This window comes from Corynebacterium sp. CNJ-954 (assembly GCF_001942345.1).
Classification (GTDB): domain Bacteria; phylum Actinomycetota; class Actinomycetes; order Mycobacteriales; family Mycobacteriaceae; genus Corynebacterium.
On the sequence record NZ_MKKI01000041.1, the window covers coordinates 105,601 to 129,169 of the forward strand.

Annotated in this window: 18 protein-coding genes and 2 pseudogenes; 11 read left to right on the forward strand and 9 right to left on the reverse strand. The window is 66.7% G+C overall.

All coding sequences use genetic code 11. From position 1 onward, the window contains the following. Nucleotides 1-313 precede the first annotated feature (313 nt). The 4 genes and pseudogenes from BJF89_RS11955 to BJF89_RS11970 all read left to right on the forward strand — a co-directional run bounded on the left by BJF89_RS11955 (nucleotide 314) and on the right by BJF89_RS11970 (nucleotide 5,828). On the forward strand, nucleotides 314-1,534 hold the full coding sequence (locus BJF89_RS11955) for a hypothetical protein (RefSeq protein ID WP_255372624.1): 1,221 nt from the start codon (nucleotides 314-316) through the stop codon (nucleotides 1,532-1,534). A gap of 20 nt (nucleotides 1,535-1,554) precedes the next feature. Beyond that, a pseudogene (allB, locus tag BJF89_RS11960) lies at nucleotides 1,555-2,955 on the forward strand (allantoinase AllB); the annotation flags it as partial. Nucleotides 2,956-3,124: 169 nt separating this feature from the next. Then, on the forward strand, nucleotides 3,125-4,165 hold the full coding sequence (alc, locus tag BJF89_RS11965) for an allantoicase (protein ID WP_075815176.1): 1,041 nt from the start codon (nucleotides 3,125-3,127) through the stop codon (nucleotides 4,163-4,165). A 151-nt stretch (nucleotides 4,166-4,316) separates the two neighbouring features. Continuing rightward, a complete protein-coding gene (locus BJF89_RS11970) occupies nucleotides 4,317-5,828 on the forward strand; it encodes an NAD(P)-binding domain-containing protein (protein WP_075815178.1) in 1,512 nt (503 codons plus the stop codon). Nucleotides 5,829-5,917: 89 nt separating this feature from the next. Here the strand turns inward: BJF89_RS11970 and BJF89_RS11975 are convergent, their stop codons facing one another. Beyond that, nucleotides 5,918-6,301, reverse strand: coding sequence for a VOC family protein (locus BJF89_RS11975; protein ID WP_075815180.1), 384 nt, complete (start codon nucleotides 6,299-6,301; stop codon nucleotides 5,918-5,920). Between the two features lie 118 nt (nucleotides 6,302-6,419). Between BJF89_RS11975 and BJF89_RS11980 the strand changes: the two genes are divergently transcribed. Further along, on the forward strand, nucleotides 6,420-7,397 hold the full coding sequence (locus tag BJF89_RS11980) for a YafY family protein (protein ID WP_255372625.1): 978 nt from the start codon (nucleotides 6,420-6,422) through the stop codon (nucleotides 7,395-7,397). Nucleotides 7,398-7,436: 39 nt separating this feature from the next. After that, nucleotides 7,437-7,943 (forward strand): glutathione peroxidase, encoded by a 507-nt coding sequence (locus BJF89_RS11985; protein WP_075815182.1) that lies wholly within the window; start codon nucleotides 7,437-7,439, stop codon nucleotides 7,941-7,943. Nucleotides 7,944-7,969: 26 nt separating this feature from the next. Here the strand turns inward: BJF89_RS11985 and BJF89_RS11990 are convergent, their stop codons facing one another. From BJF89_RS11990 to BJF89_RS12025, 8 genes and pseudogenes are all read right to left on the reverse strand, one after another. Then, a complete protein-coding gene (locus tag BJF89_RS11990; protein WP_075815184.1) occupies nucleotides 7,970-8,620 on the reverse strand; it encodes a DUF6226 family protein in 651 nt (216 codons plus the stop codon). Next, on the reverse strand, nucleotides 8,617-9,684 hold the full coding sequence (locus tag BJF89_RS11995) for an MBL fold metallo-hydrolase (RefSeq protein WP_075815186.1): 1,068 nt from the start codon (nucleotides 9,682-9,684) through the stop codon (nucleotides 8,617-8,619). Before BJF89_RS11995 ends, BJF89_RS11990 begins: the two co-directional genes overlap by 4 nt. Nucleotides 9,685-9,743: 59 nt before the next feature. Further along, nucleotides 9,744-10,184 carry a pyridoxamine 5'-phosphate oxidase family protein gene (locus BJF89_RS12000; RefSeq protein ID WP_075815188.1) on the reverse strand — a complete coding sequence of 147 codons (441 nt, stop codon included), beginning with the start codon at nucleotides 10,182-10,184 and terminating at the stop codon, nucleotides 9,744-9,746. 239 nt (nucleotides 10,185-10,423) lie between these two features. Beyond that, nucleotides 10,424-11,977: an amino acid permease gene (locus BJF89_RS12005; protein ID WP_075815190.1), complete on the reverse strand. Its 1,554-nt coding sequence runs from the start codon at nucleotides 11,975-11,977 to the stop codon at nucleotides 10,424-10,426. A 111-nt stretch (nucleotides 11,978-12,088) separates the two neighbouring features. Then, nucleotides 12,089-13,377: pseudogene (guaD, locus tag BJF89_RS12010) on the reverse strand (guanine deaminase). After that, nucleotides 13,374-14,828, reverse strand: a complete 1,455-nt coding sequence (locus BJF89_RS12015; protein WP_255372626.1) for a nucleobase:cation symporter-2 family protein — start codon at nucleotides 14,826-14,828, stop codon at nucleotides 13,374-13,376. Before BJF89_RS12015 ends, guaD begins: the two are co-directional and overlap by 4 nt. A gap of 9 nt (nucleotides 14,829-14,837) precedes the next feature. After that, nucleotides 14,838-15,167, reverse strand: a complete 330-nt coding sequence (uraH, locus tag BJF89_RS12020) for a hydroxyisourate hydrolase (RefSeq protein WP_075815192.1) — start codon at nucleotides 15,165-15,167, stop codon at nucleotides 14,838-14,840. Then, nucleotides 15,164-15,721 (reverse strand): 2-oxo-4-hydroxy-4-carboxy-5-ureidoimidazoline decarboxylase, encoded by a 558-nt coding sequence (locus BJF89_RS12025; protein WP_075815194.1) that lies wholly within the window; start codon nucleotides 15,719-15,721, stop codon nucleotides 15,164-15,166. The genes uraH and BJF89_RS12025 overlap by 4 nt, the downstream gene beginning before the upstream one ends. Before the next feature lie 269 nt (nucleotides 15,722-15,990). Here BJF89_RS12025 and BJF89_RS12030 point away from each other — a divergent pair, with 269 nt between their 5' ends. The 5 genes from BJF89_RS12030 to BJF89_RS12050 are packed head-to-tail and all read left to right on the forward strand — an operon-like array spanning nucleotide 15,991 to nucleotide 23,486. Further along, on the forward strand, nucleotides 15,991-17,556 hold the full coding sequence (locus tag BJF89_RS12030; RefSeq protein ID WP_075815196.1) for an ABC transporter substrate-binding protein: 1,566 nt from the start codon (nucleotides 15,991-15,993) through the stop codon (nucleotides 17,554-17,556). Between the two features lie 11 nt (nucleotides 17,557-17,567). Then, entirely contained in the window at nucleotides 17,568-18,536 is a 969-nt protein-coding gene (locus BJF89_RS12035; protein WP_075815198.1) for an ABC transporter permease, read from the forward strand. Next, a complete protein-coding gene (locus tag BJF89_RS12040; protein WP_083650709.1) occupies nucleotides 18,533-19,477 on the forward strand; it encodes an ABC transporter permease in 945 nt (314 codons plus the stop codon). The genes BJF89_RS12035 and BJF89_RS12040 overlap by 4 nt, the downstream gene beginning before the upstream one ends. A gap of 26 nt (nucleotides 19,478-19,503) precedes the next feature. Beyond that, on the forward strand, nucleotides 19,504-21,126 hold the full coding sequence (locus BJF89_RS12045) for an ABC transporter ATP-binding protein (protein WP_075815357.1): 1,623 nt from the start codon (nucleotides 19,504-19,506) through the stop codon (nucleotides 21,124-21,126). Next, nucleotides 21,126-23,486 (forward strand): arylsulfatase, encoded by a 2,361-nt coding sequence (locus BJF89_RS12050; RefSeq protein WP_075815200.1) that lies wholly within the window; start codon nucleotides 21,126-21,128, stop codon nucleotides 23,484-23,486. The genes BJF89_RS12045 and BJF89_RS12050 overlap by 1 nt, the downstream gene beginning before the upstream one ends. The last annotated feature ends 83 nt before the right edge of the window (nucleotides 23,487-23,569 follow it).

Here is a 23,569-nt window from a genome sequence, read left to right on the forward strand (position 1 = left end):
TTACAGTTACAACACCGTAGGTGCTGGTGGTGACGGAATTCACCTTTCCGTCACCTGCAGGTCAGGACCTCGTCGCCCACCCCGGACGGATTCACCGTCCGGCTACACCGTGACGGCCGGGAGATGGGGCAACCGCCCGTCCGCCGGCGCCCGATGACGTAACATCCGGAGGAACCACCCCGTACAGTCGAGGAGCCTCCTTGCCCGCCCCCAGCGTCGACCCCAGCGTCCTGACAGACATCACCGCCCTCGCCGACACGACGTTGGCGGACATCGACCCACTGGTCGCCGGACGCTGGGCGACGCCGGTCACGTGGCGCCAGCCCGTCCACACCGTGTACGTCCCCGCCCACCTCCTCGTCGGCGACGACACACCCGGCGCCGACTCCCGCGGCACTGGGCGTCTGCGGCGCTGGACGCCCTCGACGCATACGGCGATCCCGCAGAACTCGCCCGGGACCTCGGCGTCGCCGACGAGCACGCCGACACCGTCGGCGAACTCACCCGGGAGAAACTGCTGCGCGAGCCGATCGAGGACCTGCGCATCGACTTCGAGGACGGCTTCACCCAGCGTGGCGTCCCGCAGGCCGACCGCGACGCCGACGAGGACGCAAGGGCGCAGCAGGCCGCCGAGGTCCTGGCCACCTGGTTCAACGCTCCGGGCAGTGACGCTCCGGCCTTCGCCGGTATCAGGTTCAAGTCCTTCGACCCGGCTGTCCGGAACCGTGGACTGCGCACCCTCGTCATCGTCCTTGAGGGACTCGCCGAGCGGAACGTCCTGCGCGACGTGCTGGAGAATGACCGCCGTGCGCTACGGCTGACGCTCCCGAAGGTGCAGCACCACCGTCAGGTCGAGGTCTTCGTCGACGTCCTGCGTGCCCTGGAGTCCTCGCTCGATCTGCCGGAGATCCCCTTCGAGGTGCAGGTCGAGACGCCGCAGGCCATTCTCGCCGCCGACGGGGCGAACGAACCCGCCCGACTGATCGCCGCCGGCCAGGGCCGCGTCCTGTCGCTGCACTACGGCACCTACGACTACTCGGCGTCCCTCGGGGTCGACGCCGCCGAGCAGGCCATGGACCACCCCGTCGCCGACCACGCGAAGGACGTCCTGCAGGTCGCCACCACCGCCGTCGGCGTGGAGCTCTCGGACGGCTCCACCAACCGCATCCCCGTCGGCACGCCTGCGGAGATCATGGAAGGGTGGCGTATCCACCACGACCTGGTGGCACGTCACCTGCGCCGTGGTATCCGGCAGGGCTGGGACCTGCACGCCCACCAGTTGGTGACACGTCACCTGACCACCATCGCGTACTTCCGTGCCGACTGGCGGCTCAGCGCCGAACGGCTCCGGGCCTACATCGCGGGAGACACCAGCCGGTGGATGGACGAACCGGCCACCGCGAAAGCGATGGCCGGCTACCTGCTGCGCGCCCGGGCATGCGGTGCCGTCACCGACCAGGAACTGGAACTCACGGGAGCGGACCACGACCAGTTGCGTAGTCTCCAGGTGAGCGGACGACTGCAAGAAGTCTAAGGAGTCTAAGGAGCGAACCCATGACAGACATCACCACGATCTACCGGGCGGCCCACGCCGTGTACCTGCCGGAGGACGAGCACACCCCGGTCCAGGGGCCCGCGACCGTCCTCGTCTCCGGTGAACAGATCACCGCCGTCTTCGACGAGCAGGAGGCCGAGCTCCCCGACGAGTTCACCTACACCGACGCCACGGTGGTGGAGGTCCCCGACGACCAGGTCCTGATCCCCGGCCTGGTCGACACCCACGTCCACGTCAACGAGCCCGGACGCACCGAATGGGAGGGATTCGCCTCAGTGACACGTGCGGCCGCCGCCGGCGGAGTGACCACGCTGCTGGACATGCCGCTGAACTCGATCCCCTCCACCGTCACCGTGGATGCCCTGGACGCCAAGCAGGACGTCGCCGCCCCGAAATCCAAGGTCAACGTCGGCTTCTGGGGCGGTGTGGTGCCGGAGAACCTCGGCACCGGCGACCTGCGCGCGCTGTGGGATCGTGGCGTGTTCGGATTCAAGTGCTTCCTGCTGCACTCCGGGGTGGACGAGTTCCAGCCCCTGTCCACCGGGCAGCTGCGTCAGGTGATGACCGAGATCGCCGAGTTCGACGGTCTGCTCATCGTCCACGCCGAGGACGCCGACGAGATCGCCACCGGTGAAGCGAAGGTGGACGCCGCCGGTGGCATCGACGAAACCTTCGACAGTTTCCTGGCGTCCCGACCGTCCTCTGCGGAGGCGAAGGCCATCGCCACGGTGATCGAGGCGGCCGAGGCCACCGGATGCCGGGCACACATCCTGCACCTGTCCGACTCCGGTTCCATCGACCAGATCGCCGCGGCCCGGGACCGCGGGGTGCGCATCACCGCCGAAACCTGCCCGCACTACCTGGCGTTGTTCTCCGAGGAGATCCAGAACGGCGCCACCCAGTACAAGTGCTGCCCACCGGTACGCACCGCCGGCAACCGTGAACGCCTGTGGAAGGGCCTCGTGGACGGTGTCATCTCCACCGTGGTCTCCGACCACTCCCCCTGCACCGCGGAACTGAAGAAGTTCGCCGAGGTCGCCGACGCCCAGGCGTCCGCCAACGAGCGCAATGAACTCACCGCCTTCTCCGCCCTCGCCGCCACCGGCAACGACCTCGGTGCCGGCGGTGCCGACGGACGCGGATCCGGAGGTTCCTTCGGCGAGGCGTGGGGCGGCATCGGGTCAGTCCAGTTGGGCCTGCCCGTGGTGTGGTCCCAGGCCCGGCTGCGCGGGCTGTCGCTGGCGGACGTCATCGGCTGGATGTGCCAGGCCCCGGCGGAATGGGCCGGACTGCCCGACCGCGGCGCCATCCAGGAAGGCCGCCGCGCCGACCTGGCCACCGTGAGCGCCGACGACGCATTCGTCGTCCTGCCCGATGAACTGCACCAGCGCAACAAGGTCACCGCCTACGCCCAGCGCGCCCTGGCCGGCGTCGTGACCCGCACCTGGATCGGCGGCGAGCCGTCTACGTCCGCCCCTCCACCCCGCACGTCCCCGCAGCCGACCTGGACGACGACGCCGTCTTCCCCGCCGACGTCCGCCCCTTCACCCTCCGACCCTGAGGATCACCATGACCGAGCACTACGACTTCCTGTCCTACCCCGACCTCGCCAGCCGCGCGTTGGCCGGCTCCGTGGTGTGGGCGTCCGACGAATCCTTCGCCGAGCGCGAGAACCTCATCATGCCGCACGAGCCTGCCTTCGACCCGAACGAGTTCGGCAACAAAGGCAAGGTCTACGACGGGTGGGAGACCCGACGCCGGCGCCACGACGAGGTCGGTGAGAACGACGCCGCCATCGTGCGCCTCGGTGTCCCGGGCCACATCAAAGGCATCGTCGTCGACACCGCCTGGTTCAAGGGGAACTACCCGCCCCAGATCGCCGTGCACGGACTGACCTGCGACGAGTACCTCACCGGTGAAGAACTGGCCGCCCTGCCTGACGACCGCTGGTTCACCCTCGTCGCCCCCATGGACGCCAAGGGCGACCACAAGCACCACCTCGAGATCTTCCCCGCAGGTGACGCCGCCGCCCGGCGCGTGACGCACGTGAAGCTCGAGATGATCCCCGACGGCGGCATCTCCCGCCTGCGCGTCCACGGGCAACCCGCACCGGACCCCCGGTTCATCACCGGCACCATCGACCTGGCCGCGGTGGAGAACGGGGGACGGGTCACCGAGTGCACGAACATGTTCTACTCGCACCCGAACCAGATCATCTCCATCGGGCGCGCCCACAACATGGGCGGCGGCTGGGAGAATGCGCGACGTCGTGACGACGGCAATGACTCGGTCACCGTCCAGCTCGCCGGGGAAGGGCGCGTGCGCTGGATCGAGTTCGACACGTCCTACTTCGTGTTCAACGCCCCCGGTGACGTGAAGCTCACCGGCATCACCGCCGACGGTGACGAGGTCGAACTCGTCGGTAAGACGAGGGTACTACCGGACACCCGGCACCGCTTCGCCGTGTCCGACACCGCCGAGGGCACCACCGGACCCACGCCGATCGTCGCCGTGCGTGCCGACGTCTACCCCGACGGGGGTATCTCCCGGCTGCGCGTGTGGGGCGAGCTGACCGACAACGGCCAACTCGACATCGAAAGCCGCTGGTAAACGGCCCCTTCTCCGCTGGATCCCCTTCGGCCCCTTTCGGAACAACGGGAACATCTCCGCGAAACCCCGTCGAAACAGCCGGTTCCTAGACTCTCGCTTCTGACAGCCGCCCACTCCGGGCGTCGACGACGAGAACGGAGCCGATCGACCGATGACCCGTGTGATCCCCCGACGCCACCGTCCGGCACCTCTGCCGGAGGACGTGGCGCGGACGAACCTGGAGTCCCTTGCCGCGCAGGCGCGTGCCGACATGGCACTGATCGGCCACAACCACGACTGGGTCCCTGCCCCCGCAGAAGGCGCCTGGAACGTGCTGGTGATCGGCGGTGGCCAGGCAGGTCTCGGCGCGGCGTTCGCTCTCTCACGGCACCGGATCGGTGGTGTGAAGGTGCTGGAGGCCGGCCCTCCCCAGGAGGCCGGTTGCTGGACCCGGTACGCCCGGATGCACACGCTGCGCAGCCCGAAGAACATGAAGGGCATCGAACTCGACATCCCGGCGCTGCACACCGAACGCTGGTTCGAGGCGAAGTACGGCGCCGAGGCGTGGGCCGCCACCGACCTGACCCCCCGTGAGGACTGGAACGAGTACCTCACCTGGTACCGGGAGACCACCGGTGCCGACGTGGATTTCCACACCCGAGTCACCGGGGTGACCAGGCCTGACGACGACGGTTACTTCCATGTCTCGGCCGTGCACGGTGGTGCGTCCCTGACCTACCGTGCCCGTCGCATCGTTTTCGCCATGGGGCTCGTGGGCGGAGGCGGGACGTTCCTGCCGCCACTGGTGGAGGCACTGCCGACACCGTTCCGGGCGCACACTGAGGACCCGATCGACTTCGTCGCGCTGCGGGGTAAGCGGGTGATCGTGCTGGGCGGCGGCGCCAGTGGTTTCGACAATGCCTCCGCCGCGCTGGAGGCCGGAGCCGCGAGCGTGGAGATGCACGTCCGGCGTGCGGACATTCCCCGGCAGAACTCGCTGCGCTGGATGGAGTTCCCCGGCATGCAGGAGCACTTCTTCGATCTCAGTGACGAGGAGAAGTGGGAGTTCTCCCTGTTCAACGGCGGACTACCCCAGCCGCCGACGCAGGCGTCCGTGTGGCGAGCCTTCGCCCACGACAACTTCCGACTGCTCACTGACACGCGGTGGGTCTCTGCCGACGTACGCGACGGGGCATCCGGCCCAGAGGTGTCGGTGACTGACGACCACGGTGAGGAACACCTCGGCGATGTCGTCATCTCGGCGACGGGGTACGCGGTGGACCTTGGGCAGCGTCCCGAGTTGCGCGAGTTCCTGCCAGACATCGCCCTGTGGTCCGACCGGTTCCCTCCTGCCGACGGACACCCGTTGGGACAGTGCCCGTACCTGGGGGACGGTTTCCAGTTCCAGGCGAAGCAGGGCGCGTCGGCAGACGCCGAGTCCTACATCCCCCGGCTGTTTCACCTGTCCACCGGGGCCCGGGCCTCCCATGCTGTGGCCGGCAACCAGCTGTCCGGTATCTACGCGGGGTTGACGCGCCTGGCGAACCGCGTCGCCACGGATGTCACCAGGGAGAACTGGCCGGACTTCTTCGCCGGTTTCCAGGCCTTCGAGCACGAAGAGGTCGGCAACGTGGGCCGGCACCGTGACGGCGAGGCGTGGTTCCCGGTCGCGCCACGGTACTGAGTCACCGCTCAGAACGATTCCGGGCGCACAATCGTTCTGGGCGGTGACTCAGATCGTTCGGTCGAATCGAAGGACGCTCCCCGGTCGGGTCAGTCCACCGGGGCAACACGAATGAGATTGCCGTCCGGGTCAGCGGCGACGAACGTCCGACCGAAGACATCGTCATACGGTTCCGTCACAATCTGCACGCCACGTGACCGCCAGTCTGCGAAGCGTGCGTCGATCTGGTCGGCACTGCCCAGGGACAGGCACAGCTCACTGGTACGGGTCAGCGCAGCATCCGGTGTGACGGTGTCGCCGAAAACATCGGACCCGCTCCACACCGCCAGTTGAATGCCGGGAGCCAGATCAAAGGCGATGAACCTCGGAGACTCGAATACCGGAGTGATATCGAGCAGGTCTCCGTAGAACGCTGCAGATGCCCGGGCATCACTGACGTAGATGATGAAGGTGTAGGGATTCGGGGTGGCCATGACAGCCTCCTTTCACTCGGAATGGTCGAGGCGCCGTGGTCCGCCGCCTCTGGTACCGAGTCTGCGGCGATACCATGACAGAAACTGTCATGGTTCAGTTTTCGTGCCGGAAAAATTCGTGAAAGGCGCCGAGATGTCCCGTCCCCAACGGCTGTTCGACCTACTGAGCGTCCTCAAAGCGCGAGGACGGTCGACGGTACCCGACCTTGCGCGCGAACTGGGGGTGTCACCCCGGACGGTTCACCGTGACCTCGCCGTGCTGTCCGACGCAGGCGTCGCCCTCGTGACCGAACCCGGAAGGTATGGCGGAGTATCCCTGCTTCCCGGAGGGCGGTTCACCGTCTCCGGCCTCTCCACTCGGGAGAAAGATCTGCTGCGGGTCACGGGACTCGATGTAGACCGTGCCACCGAACTCGGCATGGAGGCTCTGACAACGGCGGCAGTGGGAAAACTCGGTGCGCCGGGGCCGGGGCGACATACCGGTGTTCTGCCCCTGTCACAGGTCGTCACCGTAGACAATCGCCCCTGGTTCTCCGTCGCCACCTCGAATGGCGATGTGGCTGCACTGGCCGACGACGTCCGGCAAGGCAAACGACTGGCCATCCGGTACCGTCGCAGCGGGGAGGACTCGGTAGATGAACGTGTCGTGGACCCCTACGGTCTGCTCGGGAGGGGAGGACGCTGGTACCTCGTCGCAGACCGTGACGGTGCGCCACGCCAGTACGCCACAGGACGCTTAGCCTCCTGGTCGGTCCTGGATGCGCCGCGGCGCCTACGACCGGGAGAAACACTGGAATCTGTCTCTGCCGCGCTGGCGATATCGCTCGAACAACCCGCAGGGTCGGTAGCTGTCATTGCCGAACTGGACCGCAGGTACCTGGACCTCGCGCAACGAATCCTTGGTTCACGCCTGTCCGCGGTGACCGACGGCGCCGCAACGGAAACCGTACGGATAATAATCAACTACGCCCAGCTCGGCGGCGTCCGCCAACTGTTGCAGTTCGGGGACGCCATCGACGTCATTGCTCCGCCGGAAGCCAGGGCTCTGATCGCAGACCTTGCCGAGGCCATCGTCGCGCATTACGAGCACTCCTGAGCCAGTTCCGCCCGCGAACAGACGCGTACCATCGCGCACATGACTTCCACAGACAGCACCGACACCACCAACATCAAGACGATCCCCGTCCGTGCCCTGGACGGCGGCGAGCTCAATCTCACGGACTTCAACGGCCCCCTGTTGATCGTGAATGTGGCATCCAAGTGCGGGCTGACACCGCAGTACACCGCGCTCGAGAAGCTTGCCGAGGACTACCGTGACCAGGGGCTGACGGTCCTCGGCGCACCCTGCAACCAGTTCATGGGTCAGGAGCCCGGCAGCCCCGAGGAGATCGCGGAGTTCTGCTCCGCCACCTACGGCGTGACGTTCCCCCTGACGGAGAAGCTCAACGTCAACGGCGAGGACGCCCACCCGCTCTTCGCTGAACTGACGAAAACCCCCGATGCTGACGGCAAGGCAGGCGATGTCGAGTGGAACTTCGAGAAGTTCCTCGTCAGCAAGGACGGCGAGGTGCTCTCCCGCTTCCGGCCTGCCACCGTCCCGGATGCGCCGGAGATCATCGACGCCGTAGAAAAGGCGCTGTAGCCGCAGTTCGTCCAGTCAGATCTCGCCTACCAGGCCTCCCCGATGATGACGGTCTCCCGGGTGATCTTCCCGGCGCGGGCCCTGTCGAAAATCTCCGCCTGCGGATAGGGGATCCGGGCCCTCCCCTTCCGACCGATGTGCATGCGGTCCTCCCATTCCTCCGCAAACCATCCGTCACCCCACACCCGGACGAATCCTCCGACGACACTCCACACCAGCTCATCGACAGCCTCGAGAAGTCGGTCACTCCCGCCATCGCAGCCGTCACAGGCGCAGTCCGGTTCGTCGCCGATCTCACGTAGACCGCTCCCATGCTCACCTCCCCCAGTTCCCGCGATGAGCACGGTCGCGGGTGTGTCGTCGAACGCCCCCTTTGCCATCACCAGAGCCCTCGCGCCCTCCGCCTCGGGCGTCAACAGCACAGCCTCCTGCGACGGTGACTGTCTCCAACTCGAGGGCGTGACGATCGGTTCTGAGTGCGCCAGGCGCAGACCGACCAGTGCCCGCTCCCACGCGTCCACCCGCGCTCCGACTATCCGGAAACGCTCCGGATCCGTGACCCGCGAATACTCCTCGTCGCGGACCTCGAGGTCCGGATGCGGGTTCTCCCACGTCACCGCACTGAGCGGATCGGCGGCGTACTCGCGATCGACGGCAGCGAGGATCTCGTCCTTCACGCCTTCTCCAGCACCAGGTCCCGGTACATCATCGTCTGCCGGACAGCCGACCACACCATCGGAGAGTTCGCCAACGACTCCCACCCGCCGCTCCACGTCAGGCGTCCCGCGAGGCGCCACACACTGATCTCCGGGTTCCACTCCAGCACCTGCGCCACCTCATCGGCACGTTCCATCACGTGCTCGCGGGTCTCCTGTCGCCTGGCCGCCAACCCGGTGAAGCAGTACCCGTGACCGGGGATCACCGTGTAATCGTCGTACTCCGCCAGCTGGTCCAGTGCCGCGAGGTAGTCCTTCACCGGGTTACCACCCAGGGACGCCACCCCCAGGCCGATGCCGGGGAAGATCTCCGGCAGCACATGGTCCGCCGCGATCAGCAGCTTCCGCCGGTCGTCGGCGAAACACAGGTGCCCCGGGGTATGGCCGGGCGTCAGTACTGCACGCCAGCCCAGTTCCGCGGTGATGCCGTGATCCGGCAGGAAGTCCCCGTCCCCGATCGTCACGTCCGGACGCTGGCGCGGAATGAACGGCGGCAACCCCTTCGCCGCCAGCGGGAAAGGGAACTTGTCGAGCACACCGTCCGGCGCGCCGATGGTGTGCCGTTCCACGGCATAGTCGTCCTGAGAACGTCCCGTTCGCGCGGCGTCCACGGTGCGCTGTTCCACCGCCCCCAGGTGGTAGCGCGCCCCGGTGGCCTGCAGCATCTCCGCCGTCGCTCCGATGTGGTCCGGGTGCGCGTGGGTCACCACCACGTCGGTGATCTCCTCCAGACGTCTCCCCCGCTCGCGCAGGAACGCGTCCAGCGGGCGCAGGACGTTGCCCACCGCGTCCTTCGCCTTGCCGCCGGCCCACCCCGGATCAACGACCGTGACCCCCTGGTCACCGAGGTGGATCGTGGACAGGACGCTGTTCATCACGCCTGCGCCCGGCATCGGCACGGCGCGGACCCACAACTCGCCGTCGACCGTACTGACCCGGACCGGCGCGGGCACCTTACTGCCCGACGCCGCCTGGTACTGGGCGCGGAAGATCGGGGTGATGCGGCTGTCTGCACGTTCTGCCATGTGCAGTCAGGTTACCCCGTCGTCCTCACCGTTGTTCGCTAACGTCCCCGGTAGAGGACTCAGTAACGCTCCGGTTCCTCTCCGAGGGAGAAGTCCCGGCCGGAGATCTCGGACGGTGTGATCTCCACGTAGTTGTACTTCAGCGTCGGAAGCCACGGTGTCAGAGGTAGTTCGTCGGCGGCGTGGATGTCGTCGGCACTGGTCAACACACGTGCCTCCCCCTTCACGATCACGGACCATGCCTGGGCCGGGTTACCGTCACCGTCGGCGTCCACGTGGTCGGCCTCGAACAGGACACGGGAGTTGACCTGGGTGAGAGTGAACAGTTTCGTTCCCTCGGCGGTGCGGAAGTAGATCTTCCCCGCGTTCACCACGTAGTTCAACGGGAACAGGTCGATGTCGTCACTTCTGCTGACGACCACACGGCCGAGGGAGGTGGTGGAGAGACGGTCAAGGGCTTCTTCGTCGGTCAGGCGGACGGCGCCGTTGTTTTCGCTCATGACACTATTATCCGTCCGGGACCATTCTTCCTGCACCCCCGTCGTGGTGTCTGTTAGGCCACACATTCCACGAGGTGACATCTCCGGCACCTCGAGAACGCCGGCCTTCACACAGGAGTATCCCGTGGCAAAGAGTCTGGGTCACCGACGAGCCCCCTGACCCTCACCCCGGTCCGTGGTTGGCTGCGACGGGAGAAGGCACTGGCCAAGGAGCAGGTCGATGTCGCCGGGTACTGGCGCTACGCCGGACCCGTCGTCGACGAACCCGGCGCAGTGTCCGGTGCCGCCACGGTGGCGACGTTGTCCTCCCCGACGTAGCCCCGTCCCAGGCGGCTGTGGTGGCGCGAGTAGGCGAAGTACACGACGACGCCGATCGCCATCCACACCACGAACCTGATCCAGGTGTCCAGGGGCAGGTTCATCATCAGGTACAGGCACACCAGTGCCGCCAGCACCGGTACCACGGGGACGAACGGCACCTTGAAGGCGCGCGGGATGTCCGGCCGGGTACGCCGCAGGACGACCACCGCTACCGAGACCAGGATGAAGGCGAACAGTGTCCCGATGTTGACCAGCTCAGCCAGAGTCGACAGTGGCACGAAAGAAGAGATCACGGCGATGACCACACCGGTCATCGCCGTGATCTTGTAGGGGGTGCCGAACCTCGGGTGGGTGCGCGCCCACGACTCCGGCAGCAGACCGTCACGCGCCATGGCGAAGGCGACCCTGGTCTGGCCGAGGAACATGACCATCGCCACGACGATCAGTCCCACGCACGCGATGACAGCGATCAGATCGGCCATGAACGGCAGATCCACCGCCTTGAATGCATTCGCCAAGGGAGCCCCGTCCGTCGGGTCGATGTCCTTGTAGGACTGCATCCCGGTGATCACCAGGGAGACCGTCACATACAACACGGTGACGATCGCCAACGAGCCGATGATGCCGATGGGAAGGTCGCGTTGTGGATTCTTCGTCTCCTCGGCCGTGGTGGCGACCACGTCGAACCCGATGAACGCGAAGAACACCAGGGCGGCCGCAGCCACCACACCGCCCCAGCCGAAGGTGGAGGGTTCCAGACCGAAGATGGTCTGCACCAGCGGGGCGTGCATCGCACCGAGGTTCTCACCGCTGGTGCCCTCGGACGCCGGAACAAACGGACTCCAGTTCGAGGCATTGATGAAGAACATGCCGACGACGATGACCAGCAGTACGCCGATGATCTTCAGACCCGTGATGACCTGGTTGATCCGACTCGACAACTTGATGCCGGTGATCAGCACCACCGTCAGCCCGAGGATCAGCAGACCGGCGGGCAGGTTGATGTACCCGTCCTCTGCGGACTGCACGGCCTCGGGGATCTCGAAGGGTGTGCCCTCGAGTACCACGCCGAGGTAGTCACTGAACGACGTGGCCAGCGCCGAGGATGCCAATGTGAACTCAAGAACCAGGTCCCACCCGATGATCCACGCGATGAACTCGCCGACCGAGGCGTAGGTGAACGTGTACGCACTTCCTGCGACGGGGACGGTGGATCCCAACTCTGCGTAACACAGCGCCGCGAGGCCACAACCGATCCCGGCGATGATGAAGGACAGGGCGACCGCCGGCCCGGCGTGTGCGGCCGCGGCCTGCCCCGTGAGCACGAAGATCCCTGCGCCGATGCACACGCCGACCCCGAAGACCACGAGGTCGAGGGCACCGAGGTTCTTCTTCAGCGCGTGCTCGGGGTTCGTGGTGTCCGCAATCGACTGCTCAATCGACTTGGTTCTGAATATGCCGGATCTGCCCATGTCCTCTGTTCCTCTCGGCCAACGTAGAAAAAGAATCGTACTCCGGGACTGCGGTGCGGTCCTTTGGAGAACCTACGAACACCATGTTGTTTCGTCTAGCTGCCGGTGCCGTCAGACTCCGGCGACGACGGTCCGCGCCACGGCGCGTTCATCGCCGAGCACCATCGTGGCGAACAGGATCTCCTCGAGGGTCTCTGCCCCGTCCACCCGGTTACGCAGCACCGGCGTGTTCTGCGGGCCGGAAGGGTCGAGGACCACCAGGTCCGCGTCCTTGCCCGTCTCCAACGAACCGACCGATTCCTCGACCCCCAGTGCCTCGGCCCCGCCCAGGTCGCCAGACGCAGCAGTTGGCCGACGTCCAACGGAGCACCGAGCATGCGCGAGGCCTGGTATGCGGAGCCCAGGGTGACCAGCGGGGACAGGCTGGTCCCCGCTCCCACGTCCGACCCCAGACCCACACGCAGGCCCGCGACGGCCTGAGCCCGGGCAACCCCGAACATGCCCGAGCCCAGGAAGAAGTTGGACGTGGGACAGTGCGCCACGGACGCCTCCGCCTGCCCCAGACGCCTCAGCTCACGGTCCGACAGGTGGACACCGTGGCCGAAGACCGACCGCCGACGGACCAGCCCTGCCCGGTCATAGACGTCGGTGTAGTCACGTGTACCAGGAAACAAACTCCGCACCCGTGCGATCTCGGCGGTGTTCTCCGACAGGTGCGTCTGCACCACGACGTCCGGGTAGGACGCGGCAAGCTCACCGAGGGCGGTGAGCTGGGCGTCCGACGACGTCGGTGCGAAGCGCGGGGTGATCGCGTATTCCAGACGCCCGACACCGTGCCACCTCTCCAGCAACGCGAGGCTGTCCTCCACCGCGGAGGACGGGGTGTCGAGCAGGTGGTCGGGTGCGTTACGGTCCATGCACACCTTGCCGGTGATGATCCGCAGGTTCTTCCTCTGAGCCTGCCGGAACAGCGCATCCGCACTCCCGGGGTGCACCGTGGCGTACACACACGCGGTGGTCACACCGTTGTCCACGAGCTGGTCGGTGAAGAAGTCCGCCACCCGGTCGGCGTGGGTGTCGTCGGCGAACTGAGACTCGGTGGGGAAGGTGAACCGATCCAACCAGTCGAGCAGTTCCAGCCCCGGGGACGCGATCATGCCGATCTGCGGGTAGTGCACGTGGGCATCGACAAAACCCGGCACGATGAACCGGTCACCGTGATCCTCGACCAGCGCACCGGGGTGCCGGGCCAGGACGTCCCGCACATCGCCGACGTCCAGGATCGCGCCGTCGGCGTGCGCGACCGCACCGGCCGGGATGTCGAGGAAACCGTCGGTGGCGGACGTGGTCGGGGTGACGACGTGACCGAGGACGACAGTCGCACGTGTGCCGCCTGTCATCGGACCACCTGGCCGGCCGTCACGTCCGGCACATCGACGGCGCCGTCCCCGTCCGGAAAGGACGGCTCCGCCAGATGACCACCGCCCTGCCGGTTGAGCAGCAGGTTCAGCAGGATCACGGTCACGGCACCCACGGTGATCCCGCTGTCCAGGATCATCTCCAGGCCGGACGGGACATTCGCGTACAGTCCGTCGAACACGGTGGGCAGCATCGCCGTGGCGATCGACACACCGACGATCAGTGCACGGGTCTCCGTCCAGATCACGGTGGACAGCGTCCTGATACCCGCTGCGGCAACCATGCCGAACAGGGCGACGCCCGCGCCACCGAGGACGGGGGACGGAATGCCGGTGGCGATCTCACCGACCTTCGGCAGCAGTCCGAGGACAATGAGGATCAACCCGGACGCCGTCACCACGAACCGGCTGGCGATCCGCGACAGCGACACCAGGCCCACGTTCTGTGCGAAGGCGGAGTAAGGGAAGGTGTTGAAGACACCACCGACGAAGGTGGCCAGACCGTCGGCGCGCAGACCGTCCGCGAGGGTGCGTGCCGTCGCACGACGACCGGTGATGTCACCGACGGCGACGATGTCTCCGCTGGTCTCCGTCATGATCACCAGACCGACCAACACCATGGTGAGGATGGAGGCGATGTCGAACGTGGGTGTGCCGAACTGGAACGGCGTGGGCACACCGACCCAGTCCGCGTCCACCACAGCCGAGAAGTCGCTGGCCCCCACGAACACCCCGGCGACGGTACCGACGAGGATGCCGCCCAGCACCGCCATCGACGTCCACGCCGCCGGAGCGAAACGGTGGATGCAGATCACGGTGATGAGTGTACCCAGCGCCAGCAGGAAGTTCTGCCCCGTTCCCTGCTCCTCCGCAGGCCCGTTCTGGTTGAAGAGCCACCCGGCTGCGACCGACAGCAGCGACAGTCCCACCACGGTGATGATCGTTCCGATGACCAGTGGAGGGAAGTACTTCACGATCTTGGCGAAGAACGGTGCGACGAGCATCATGACCACGCCGGTGGCGATGACCGACCCGTAGATCGCCGTGATGCCGTGTTCCGACCCGATCGCGATCATCGGGGCGACCGACACAAACGACACACCCTGGATCAACGGCAACCGTGCACCGAACCGCCAGAACCCGAGGGACTGGATCACCGAGGCGACACCGGCGACGAACAGGTCGGCGACGATGAGGTGGTGCATGTCCCCGGCATCGAATTCACCGGCAGCGACGAGTGCACCGCCGACGATGAGGGGGACGGCGATAGCACCGGCATACATCGCCAGCACATGCTGGAGGCCCAGGATGAACATCCTGACCAGCGGCGGACGCTGGTCGACGGGGTGGGTGCCGTCGGCGGCGACGGCACCGATCGTACCGGGGATGTTCTGTGCGCTCTGCACATTCTCTGCACTCTCTGCGCTCTCCACCCTGCGGCCTCAGCTTCCCTGGTAGGTCGAGTAACCGAACGGTGACAGCAGCAACGGGACGTGGAGGTGCCCGTCTGGGCCGCCGCGCTCAGCCGTAACGTGGAAGGTGACGTCGACGTAGGGGTAGAGCGACGATATGCCGGCCTCGGCGAGATACGTGCCGGTGTCGAAGCTCAGACGGTACGTCCCGGGCTCCAGTTCCGCGATGAAACGGTGACGGCCGTCGGCGTTGGTGGACCCGGATTCGACCAGGGTGGCCTGCCCGGTGTAGAGACCTACCGTGAGGCCGGCGGCCGGGGCTCCGGTGGCGGTGTTCAGGACGTGGGTGGACAGACTCATGCCTCGTCCTCACCGCGCTCAGCGTCGGACACGAAACCCCGCAACCGCACCTGGTTGATGGCGTCCAGGTTGTCGACCACGACCGGCCACTCGTCCTCCGGCTCGTGGGAGAGTCGCTCGACAAGGTTGTCGAGGATCTGGCGGCTGTCCCGTCCGGCCGCCCGGATCAGGAAGTTCCACCCGAACTTGTCCCGGTAGGTGGGCTGCAGGTTCCGGATCGCCTGTAACTCTCCTTGTTCCGTGGCCTGTTCCGTGGCTGCCGTCTGCTCGGCGGCGGACAGGCTCCCTGCGGCGACCGCACCCCCGATGGGCGGGTGGGCGTTGACGGACTCGAGGATCTCCGCCTCGTCCTGTTCCTGGAGCAGGACCGATGCTGTCGCACACAGAGCGTCGACGGTGACGAACGGGCGGAGGTCGACGAGGGCTGCCGCGAGCGTCCCGCTGGCGAAGAGTTCCGACAGCCGGTCGACGAGCGCTGCAGTGTCGACGGCCGCCACCCGGTTGAACTCCTCGACCGTGACGGTGACGGGGATCGGTGTCACTGGTGTTGTCATGGGACACAGTCTCGACGTCTCCTGTTTCCCGCGGGTTACCCCGGAATTACCCGGGCGAGAAATCCGGACCAATCATTTCAAGGGGAATGAATGACTGTCAGTCCACATAGACAGCATGGTCTACTTCTGGCTCAGTGTGATCCACGACATCCATCCACCCTGACCTGAACGAAAGGGGGCCCGGTGTGGCCCTGCTCCAGAGCCTGACCCGCTCACCCACCACTCCCGGAACTCCACGACCGTGGCGCCCGACATACGGTGGCGTGACCATGCCGGCACTGACCGTGCTCACGATCCTTACCGCGCTCAGCGTCATCAGCACCCTCACCGCGTGCACCTCAGCAGTCGGTGAAAGACTCGCCGCAGCCGACGGCGCCCCCGTCGACGGAGGAACTGCCCGGGTGGGAACACCCAACGACCTGAGCCCCAAGACCCTGTACTCGGGTGGTGGGATCGCAGAACTCACCGTGACCGGCAATGTCTTCGAGACCCTCACCAAATACGACCACGACGGCCTCGATCCACAGCCGGTTCTCGCCCGGTCCTGGGACACCAGTGCCGACGGAACCCACGTGACCGTGCATCTCCGGGACAACGTCACCTTCCACAACGGCGAAACCCTGGACTCCCGGGACGTCAAGGCCAGCTTCGACAACTACTCCGACCCGTCCCGCGCAGGTCAGCTGGCCCGTACCGCCCAGCAGATCGATGACATCACCACCCCGGATCCGCTGACCGTGGAGTTCACGTTCACCCGTGCCGTCAACAACATCATCGACCTGTTCGAGTTCGTCCCTGTCATCGAGGACTCCACCATCGACGGATTCAACAACGGCACGGCCTTTGTCGGCACCGGTCCGTTCAGTTTCGACGAGTGGCAGCGCGGCAGCCACCTGCGGCTCGGAGCCTACGACGGTTACCGTGACGGCGCCCCGACCATCGACGGCATCGAGGTCGTCGTGGTGCCCGACAGTCAGACGCAGTTCGCGCAACTCCGTTCCGGGCAACTGGACGTACTCCCCGCAGTCGACCCCCGCGACGCCGAAGCCCTTGAGGACAACGATCTGTTCCATGTCACCGAGAAGGCCGGCACCGGTGCCACCTACTACACAGGGATGAACGTGCAGGCACCGACATTCCGCGACAAACGCGTCCGCCAGGCCGTCGCCTACGCCGTCGACCGCGACCGGATCCTCGACGAGGTCTACCAGGGACGCGGCTACACCCAGTCCCTGCCGTGGCCGGAAGACTCCGCCGCCTACGACGCCGACCGCAACGACACCTACCAGCACGACCTCGACAAGGCGCGCTCCCTGGTCAAGGACGTTGAAGCCGAGGATGGCCCCTTGCCCTCGACGATCCTGTCCTACCGGGGCGCGGACCCGACCGAACAGAACACCGCACAGATCATCAGAGCCGATCTCGCCGACATCGGTGTCACCGTGGACCTGCAGCCCTTGGAAGCAGGAGTCCACGGGGAGAAGCTACGGAACTCCGGATTCGACGGCATGTGGCTGCTGAGCCACGACTTCGTCCAGTACACCCCGTCCACGCTGACGGTCAGCGCCTTCCCCTTCAATTCAGAGAAGAACACGTCGAACTTCTACAGCGAGCGGTACTCGACGGCCGCCGACGACGCCTGGCTCGCAGGCGACCCCGACTCTCCGGCGGCGCAGGCCGCGTACGACAGGCTCAACGACATCCTGCTCGACGAAGCTTTTCTTGTCGAGCTCATCCGCCCCGACGCCCCGCTCGTCTCCGCCTCCAACCTACGCGACGTGACATGGACAAAACGCTCCGAACCCGTGTTCACCGACGCCACCTTCACCGCCTAAGGACCCCGACCGTGCACACCCTCACCCCGTTCCTCCTCAGACGCCTCCCGTCCGCCGTCGCGGTGGTCGCCGTCGGATCGGTCATCGTCTTTGCCCTCCTCCGGCTCATCCCCGGCGACCCCGCCGAAGCCCTGGCCGGCTCCGACGCCCCACCCGAGGCAGTCGACGCGATCCGTACCACTCTCGGGCTCAACGAGTCCCCTGTCAGCCAGTACTTCTCCTGGATCGGCTCGCTGCTGACGCTCCATCTCGGCGACTCGCTGGTCATCGGTGGTGACATCGGCTCGCTCATCAGTGAAGCGGCGGGACGGACACTACTGCTCACCATGGCAGCAGTACTCGTCGCCGTCATTCTCGCCCTCATCGTCAGCGTCGGAGCTGAACTGGTCAACCGTCCATGGGCGCGGGCCCTGGCGACCGCGTTCGCCACCCTCGGGGTCGCACTGCCCACCTTCGTCACCGGGGCCCTGGCGATCATCGTATTCGGCGTGGTGTTCCTCGTGCTGCCAGCGGGCGGCATCCCCCGCGACGGGCTGCTCGACCGCCCCGACATCACGGTCCAGTACCTGGCGCTGCCTGCACTCTGTCTGGCGCTGCCTGCAGCAGCGACACTGACCCGGTTCCTCGACGAGTCCATCCGGTCCGAACTCGGCCAGCCCTACGTCACCACCGCCCGGGCCCTCGGGATCTCCCGTCGCCGAATCCTGCTCACCCAGGTGCTCCCCAATGCCCTGCCTCCGGCAGTGACCGTCCTGGGCCTGCAGATCGGTCAGCTCCTCGGCGGCGCCGTGATCATCGAGGCACTGTTCGCCTGGCCGGGACTCGGCCACCTCATCCACCAGGCCGTCACGGTCCGGGACTACCCGGTGGTGCAGGTCCTTCTCCTGCTGTCCGTCGTGCTCTTCGTGCTCATCCAGTTGATCACCGACCTGCTCCACACCACCCTCGACCCCCGCATCCGACTGGAGGGTACCCGATGAGCACCGTCAATCACCCCGTCCCCGGTGCGACCGGCCTGAACCGGCCGGACCTGACCCCGGGCGACCCCGCCCGTTCCACCAGGCACCGTCGTGCCGCCTCCCGAGGGGGCAGCACCGCCACGTCCGGACGCCGACTCACGCATGCACTCACCCACGGCCGCGGCCTCGTCGGCGTCATACTCTTCGGACTGGTCGTCCTCGCGGGGATTCTCGCCCCGGTCATCTCGCCGTACTCCCCGGACGAGCAGATCACCGGGGCGAACCTGCTCAGCCCGTCCTGGAGCCACTGGTTCGGCACCGACACCGCCAACCAGGACATCTTCTCCCGTACCCTCCACGGAATCCGGGCGAACCTGCTGATCATCTTCATCGCCGTACCGCTCGGGGCGGCGACCGGTGTCCTGCTGGGTTTAGTCAGTGCGCAGTGGCGCTGGGTGGACACGCTCATGCAACGCACCTTCGACCTGATCCTCGCCTTTCCCACGATCATTCTCGCCATCGCTCTGACCATGATCCTCGGGCCGGGGCTGACCACCGTCGCCGTGGTTGTGGCCCTCGCCGAGATACCGGTGTTCGGCCGACTCACCCGGTCCATGGCTCTCTCCGTCCGCGAGCGGCCCTACGTTGAATCAGCGCGCGCGGTGGGCGCGTCCGAGACATGGATCCTGCGCAACCACATTCTGCCGAGCAGTGTGGAACCCCTGGTCGTGCAGCTGGCTCTGGCGATGTCCGTCGGAGTGTTCATCGAAGGTGCCATGAGTTTCCTCGGACTCGGTGTCGTTCCGCCAACTCCCTCACTCGGCAGCCTGATCCAGGAGGGCGTCGCCTACGCCTACCATGCACCGTTCTTCGCCGTCGGTCCACTCGTGGTCGTCGTCGTCCTGATCCTCGCTCTGCTCCTGATCGCACAGGCACTGTCCCGCGCCACCAGGGTCTCATGACCCGTTCCGACCACCGAAAGGCCCCGATGTCTACTCCCACCGTCCTGTCCGTCCGTGACCTGTCGATCTCCTTCTCCCACCCGCGTCCCGCCGTCGTCTCGGTGTCTTTCGATCTCCGCCGCGGTGAACTCCTGGCGCTGGTCGGGGAATCCGGCTCGGGCAAGTCCATGACCGCCCGCGCCGTACTGGGCCTGCTGCCTTCCGGGGCCCAGGCATCCGGCTCCGTGACCCTCGACGACACCGAGATACTCAACATCCCCGAATCAGGGCTGCAGGCTGTCCGCGGCGGCCGTATCGGGCTGGTGTTCCAGGAGCCACAGTCGGCGCTCAACCCGGTCCGTACCATCGGTTGGCAGCTCAGTGAGGCGATACGGGCGCACTCGACACCCGGCACCCGTGTGAACCGGACCGACGTACGGCGTCGGGCTGTCGAGTTGCTGGAGACCGTCGAGATTCCGTCCGCCGCCGACCGGCTGGAGTCATACCCCCACCAGCTCTCCGGTGGTCAACGTCAGCGTGTGGCAATCGCCCTGGCACTCGCCGGTGAACCGGACATCCTGCTGGCCGACGAGCCGACCACCGCACTGGACGTCACCGTGCAGGCCGGGATCCTGCGTCTGCTCGGCCGCCTGCGGGAGACCCGCAACCTGAGTGTCCTGCTGATCACGCATGACATGGGCGTGGTCGCCGAGAACGCTGACCGGGTCATCGTGCTGCGGCACGGCGAGATCGTGGAGGAAGGCACCGCCAGGCGGATCATCGAGGCCCCGCAGAAGTCTTATACCCGCGAACTCATCGCCGCCGTCCCGCGTTTCGCCTCGGCGACACCAACCGCCGGTGTCACCGGAGACACCTCCGGTACGCCCGCTGCCGCCGCGGTCCAGGACGTCTCGGTGGTCTACGGGTCACAGGGAACCGCTCCGGCGGTGGACCGAGTGTCACTGTCCGTCGCCCCGGGCACCACCCTGGGCCTCGTCGGTGAATCCGGCTCCGGGAAATCAACACTGGGGCGCATCCTCGCCGGCATCCAGTCACCGACCCGCGGTCGGACCCTCGTCAACGGGGATGATCTCAAGGGGCTCTCCCCGCGGCAACGCCGTCGCCGGCAACGTGACGTCGCCATCGTCCCCCAGGATCCGGCCGCTGCCCTGAACCCGCGCCACAGTGTGGGATGGAGTATCCGTGAGCCCCTGGACATCCACCGCGTCGGTACCCGGGCATCGCGACGTCGACGGGTCACCGAACTACTGACGGCCGTGCATCTCCCACCTGACATCGCCGACCGCAGTCCGGCTGAACTGTCCGGCGGACAGCGCCAGCGTGTGGCGATCGCCCGTGCTCTGGCGCTTGAACCATCCCTGGTCATCGCTGATGAGCCGACCAGCGCACTGGACGTCAGTGTCCAGGCCGACGTGATCGGGCTCCTCCGCGACACCCAGGAGCGACTAGGATTCGCCATGGTGTTCATCAGCCACGACCTGGCGGTGGTTTCGCAGGTCAGCGGTACGGTCGCGGTGCTGCGACAGGGGCATCTCGTGGAGTACGGCGATACCGCCAGCGTGTTCGCCCGACCGGCGGAGAACTACACCCGGGACCTGCTGGCCGCGGTCCCGGTTGTCGGCGCCCGTCCCGAGAAGGTGAGTGCCTGATGACACAGCAGACCCCGATTCCGCCCCACGCCCGCGGCTACGAGAACTTCGACGGGCGCATCGGCCGCACCCGCGCAGAATCCACGCCGTCCTGGCCCACAGAGAAACGCGCCACCGACGGCGCACCAAACGTCATCGTCGTCCTGCTCGACGACATGGGGTACTCCGACATCGGCCCCTTCGGTTCCGAGATCCCCACCCCGAACCTGGACCGGCTCGCCGCGGAGGGTCGCGTCCTCACGAACTACCACACCACCCCGGTGTGTTCTCCTGCACGCGCCGCCGTGCTCACCGGCCTGAACCCGCACCGTGCCGGATTCGCCACCGTGGCGAACTCCGACCCCGGCTTCCCCGGCGTCCGGCTGGAACTCGGCGAGGACGTCGTCACGCTGCCTGAGATCCTGCAGGACGCCGGCTACGCCACCTTCGGTGTAGGAAAATGGCACCTGACCAGGGATGCGCTGATCAACGCCGCCGCGCCGAAGAGTTCCTGGCCGGTACAGCGTGGCTTCGACCACTACTACGGGTCGCTGGAGGGGTTGAACTCCTTCTTCCACCCCAATCAGCTGGTGCGCGACAACACCGTCGTCCAGCACGAGCAGACGCCGGACGGCTACTACCTCACCGACGACTACACCGACAACGCCCTGGGCTACATCAAGGCCCTGCGCGCCTCGGATGCCTCGAAACCCTTCTTCCTGTACTTCGCGCACACAGCGATGCACGGTCCCCTCGGTGCGAAGCCGGAGGACATCGTCACACACCGTGGGCGCTATGACGTGGGCTGGGACGAGATCCGCCGCGCGCGACACACCCGGCAGATCGAACTGGGGATCGTCCCACCCGGGACCCCGCTGCCCGAGCGCGAGGGAAAGCTCGGTCGCAACATCCCGGCATGGGGCTCACTCGACGCGGAGACCCGGGCACTGTACGCCCGTTACCAGGAGGTCTATGCCGCCATGGTCGACAACGTCGACCAGTCACTGGGTCGGATCCTGTCGCTCTTGGACGACCTGGGTGAGCGGGACAACACCATCGTGGTGTTCACCTCCGACAACGGGGGCACCGCCGAGGGCGGCCCCGAGGGGACCCGGTCCTACTTCAGCAGATTCGCCCACGTCGCCGGACTCCCCTCTGACTGGGAGGCCGACGTGCACCTCGACCCGTCCCTCATCGGCGGACCGCAGTCGATGGCCCACTACCCGGAGGGGTGGGGCCACGCCTCGAACACGCCGTTCCGGTTCTACAAGGGTCAGACCTACGCCGGCGGTATCCGCGTTCCCTTGATCGTGTCCTGGCCGACGGAGCTGGGCTCGTCGACCGCAGCCGACCTGCGTGGACAGTACCAGTACGTCACCGACCTGACACCGACGATCCTCGACCTCGTTGGCGTTCCGCACCCCGGCGCGCGGAACAACCGGCCGGCCAAGGACCCCGACGGGTCAAGTTTCGCACCCGTTCTGCGTGACGCCGCGCACCCCTCAACACACCCGGAGCAGTACTCCGAGTTCGGCGGCAACCGTGGCTTCTACGCCGACGGCTGGAAGATCGTCGCCGACCACCGACCCGGCACCCCGTTCGACGACGGTGAATGGGAGCTCTACAACGTCGCCGAAGATCCGAATGAGCTGCACGACGTGGCGTCCGACCATCCCGCGGTGCTGCGGGACCTCGCCGTACGGTGGGACGATGCCGCGTGGGCGAACACAGTGTTCCCGTTGAACGACCACTCCGATCCACGTAGCGGACTGCGCCGTCCCGCCGAGTCACGGTTGTCGGAACCGGTGACCCTGCTGCCCGGTACACCGAAACTCGAGCGATACCGGTCCTCGAAACTCGTCCAGCTGCGATCCTTCGCCGTGGAGATCGACGTCACCTGCAGGCCCGGGGACGCTGGTGTGCTGGTCTCCCACGGCGACCAGGGCGGCGGGTACGTCGTCTACGTCGACGGTGCATCCGGTGAACTGCGGCTGGCGGTCAACGAGTACGGGCGGTTGCATGAGGTCTCCGCAGGTGCGGCACCGGTGGGACGCGGCACCGTCGTGCTACGGGCGACGGCATTGCCGGGCTTCCGGACGACCTGGCTGCTGGAGACAGCGGGCACGACGGACACAGCGGACACCGGCGGGCGCGGCGAGCTACGTGACCTGTGGGCGTTCATCGGCATGGCCCCGTTCAGCGGGATTGACGTGGGTGTGAACCGTGGTGGCCCGGTGCACTGGGGGATCTACGAGGTCCACGGTTCGTACCGCTACAGCGGGGACCTGCACTCGGTACGCTACGTGCCCGGTGAACGCGCGCCCTACAGTCCCGAGGTACTCGCAGAGCTCGCGCGCGACGCGGCGGAGGCCTTCGACTGAATGGGACAGTGACGGACATACGCCAGCCCACAGTTCCTTTCAGGACGACGGAAACCCTGGCCTACCGACGCCCGCCTCTCGTA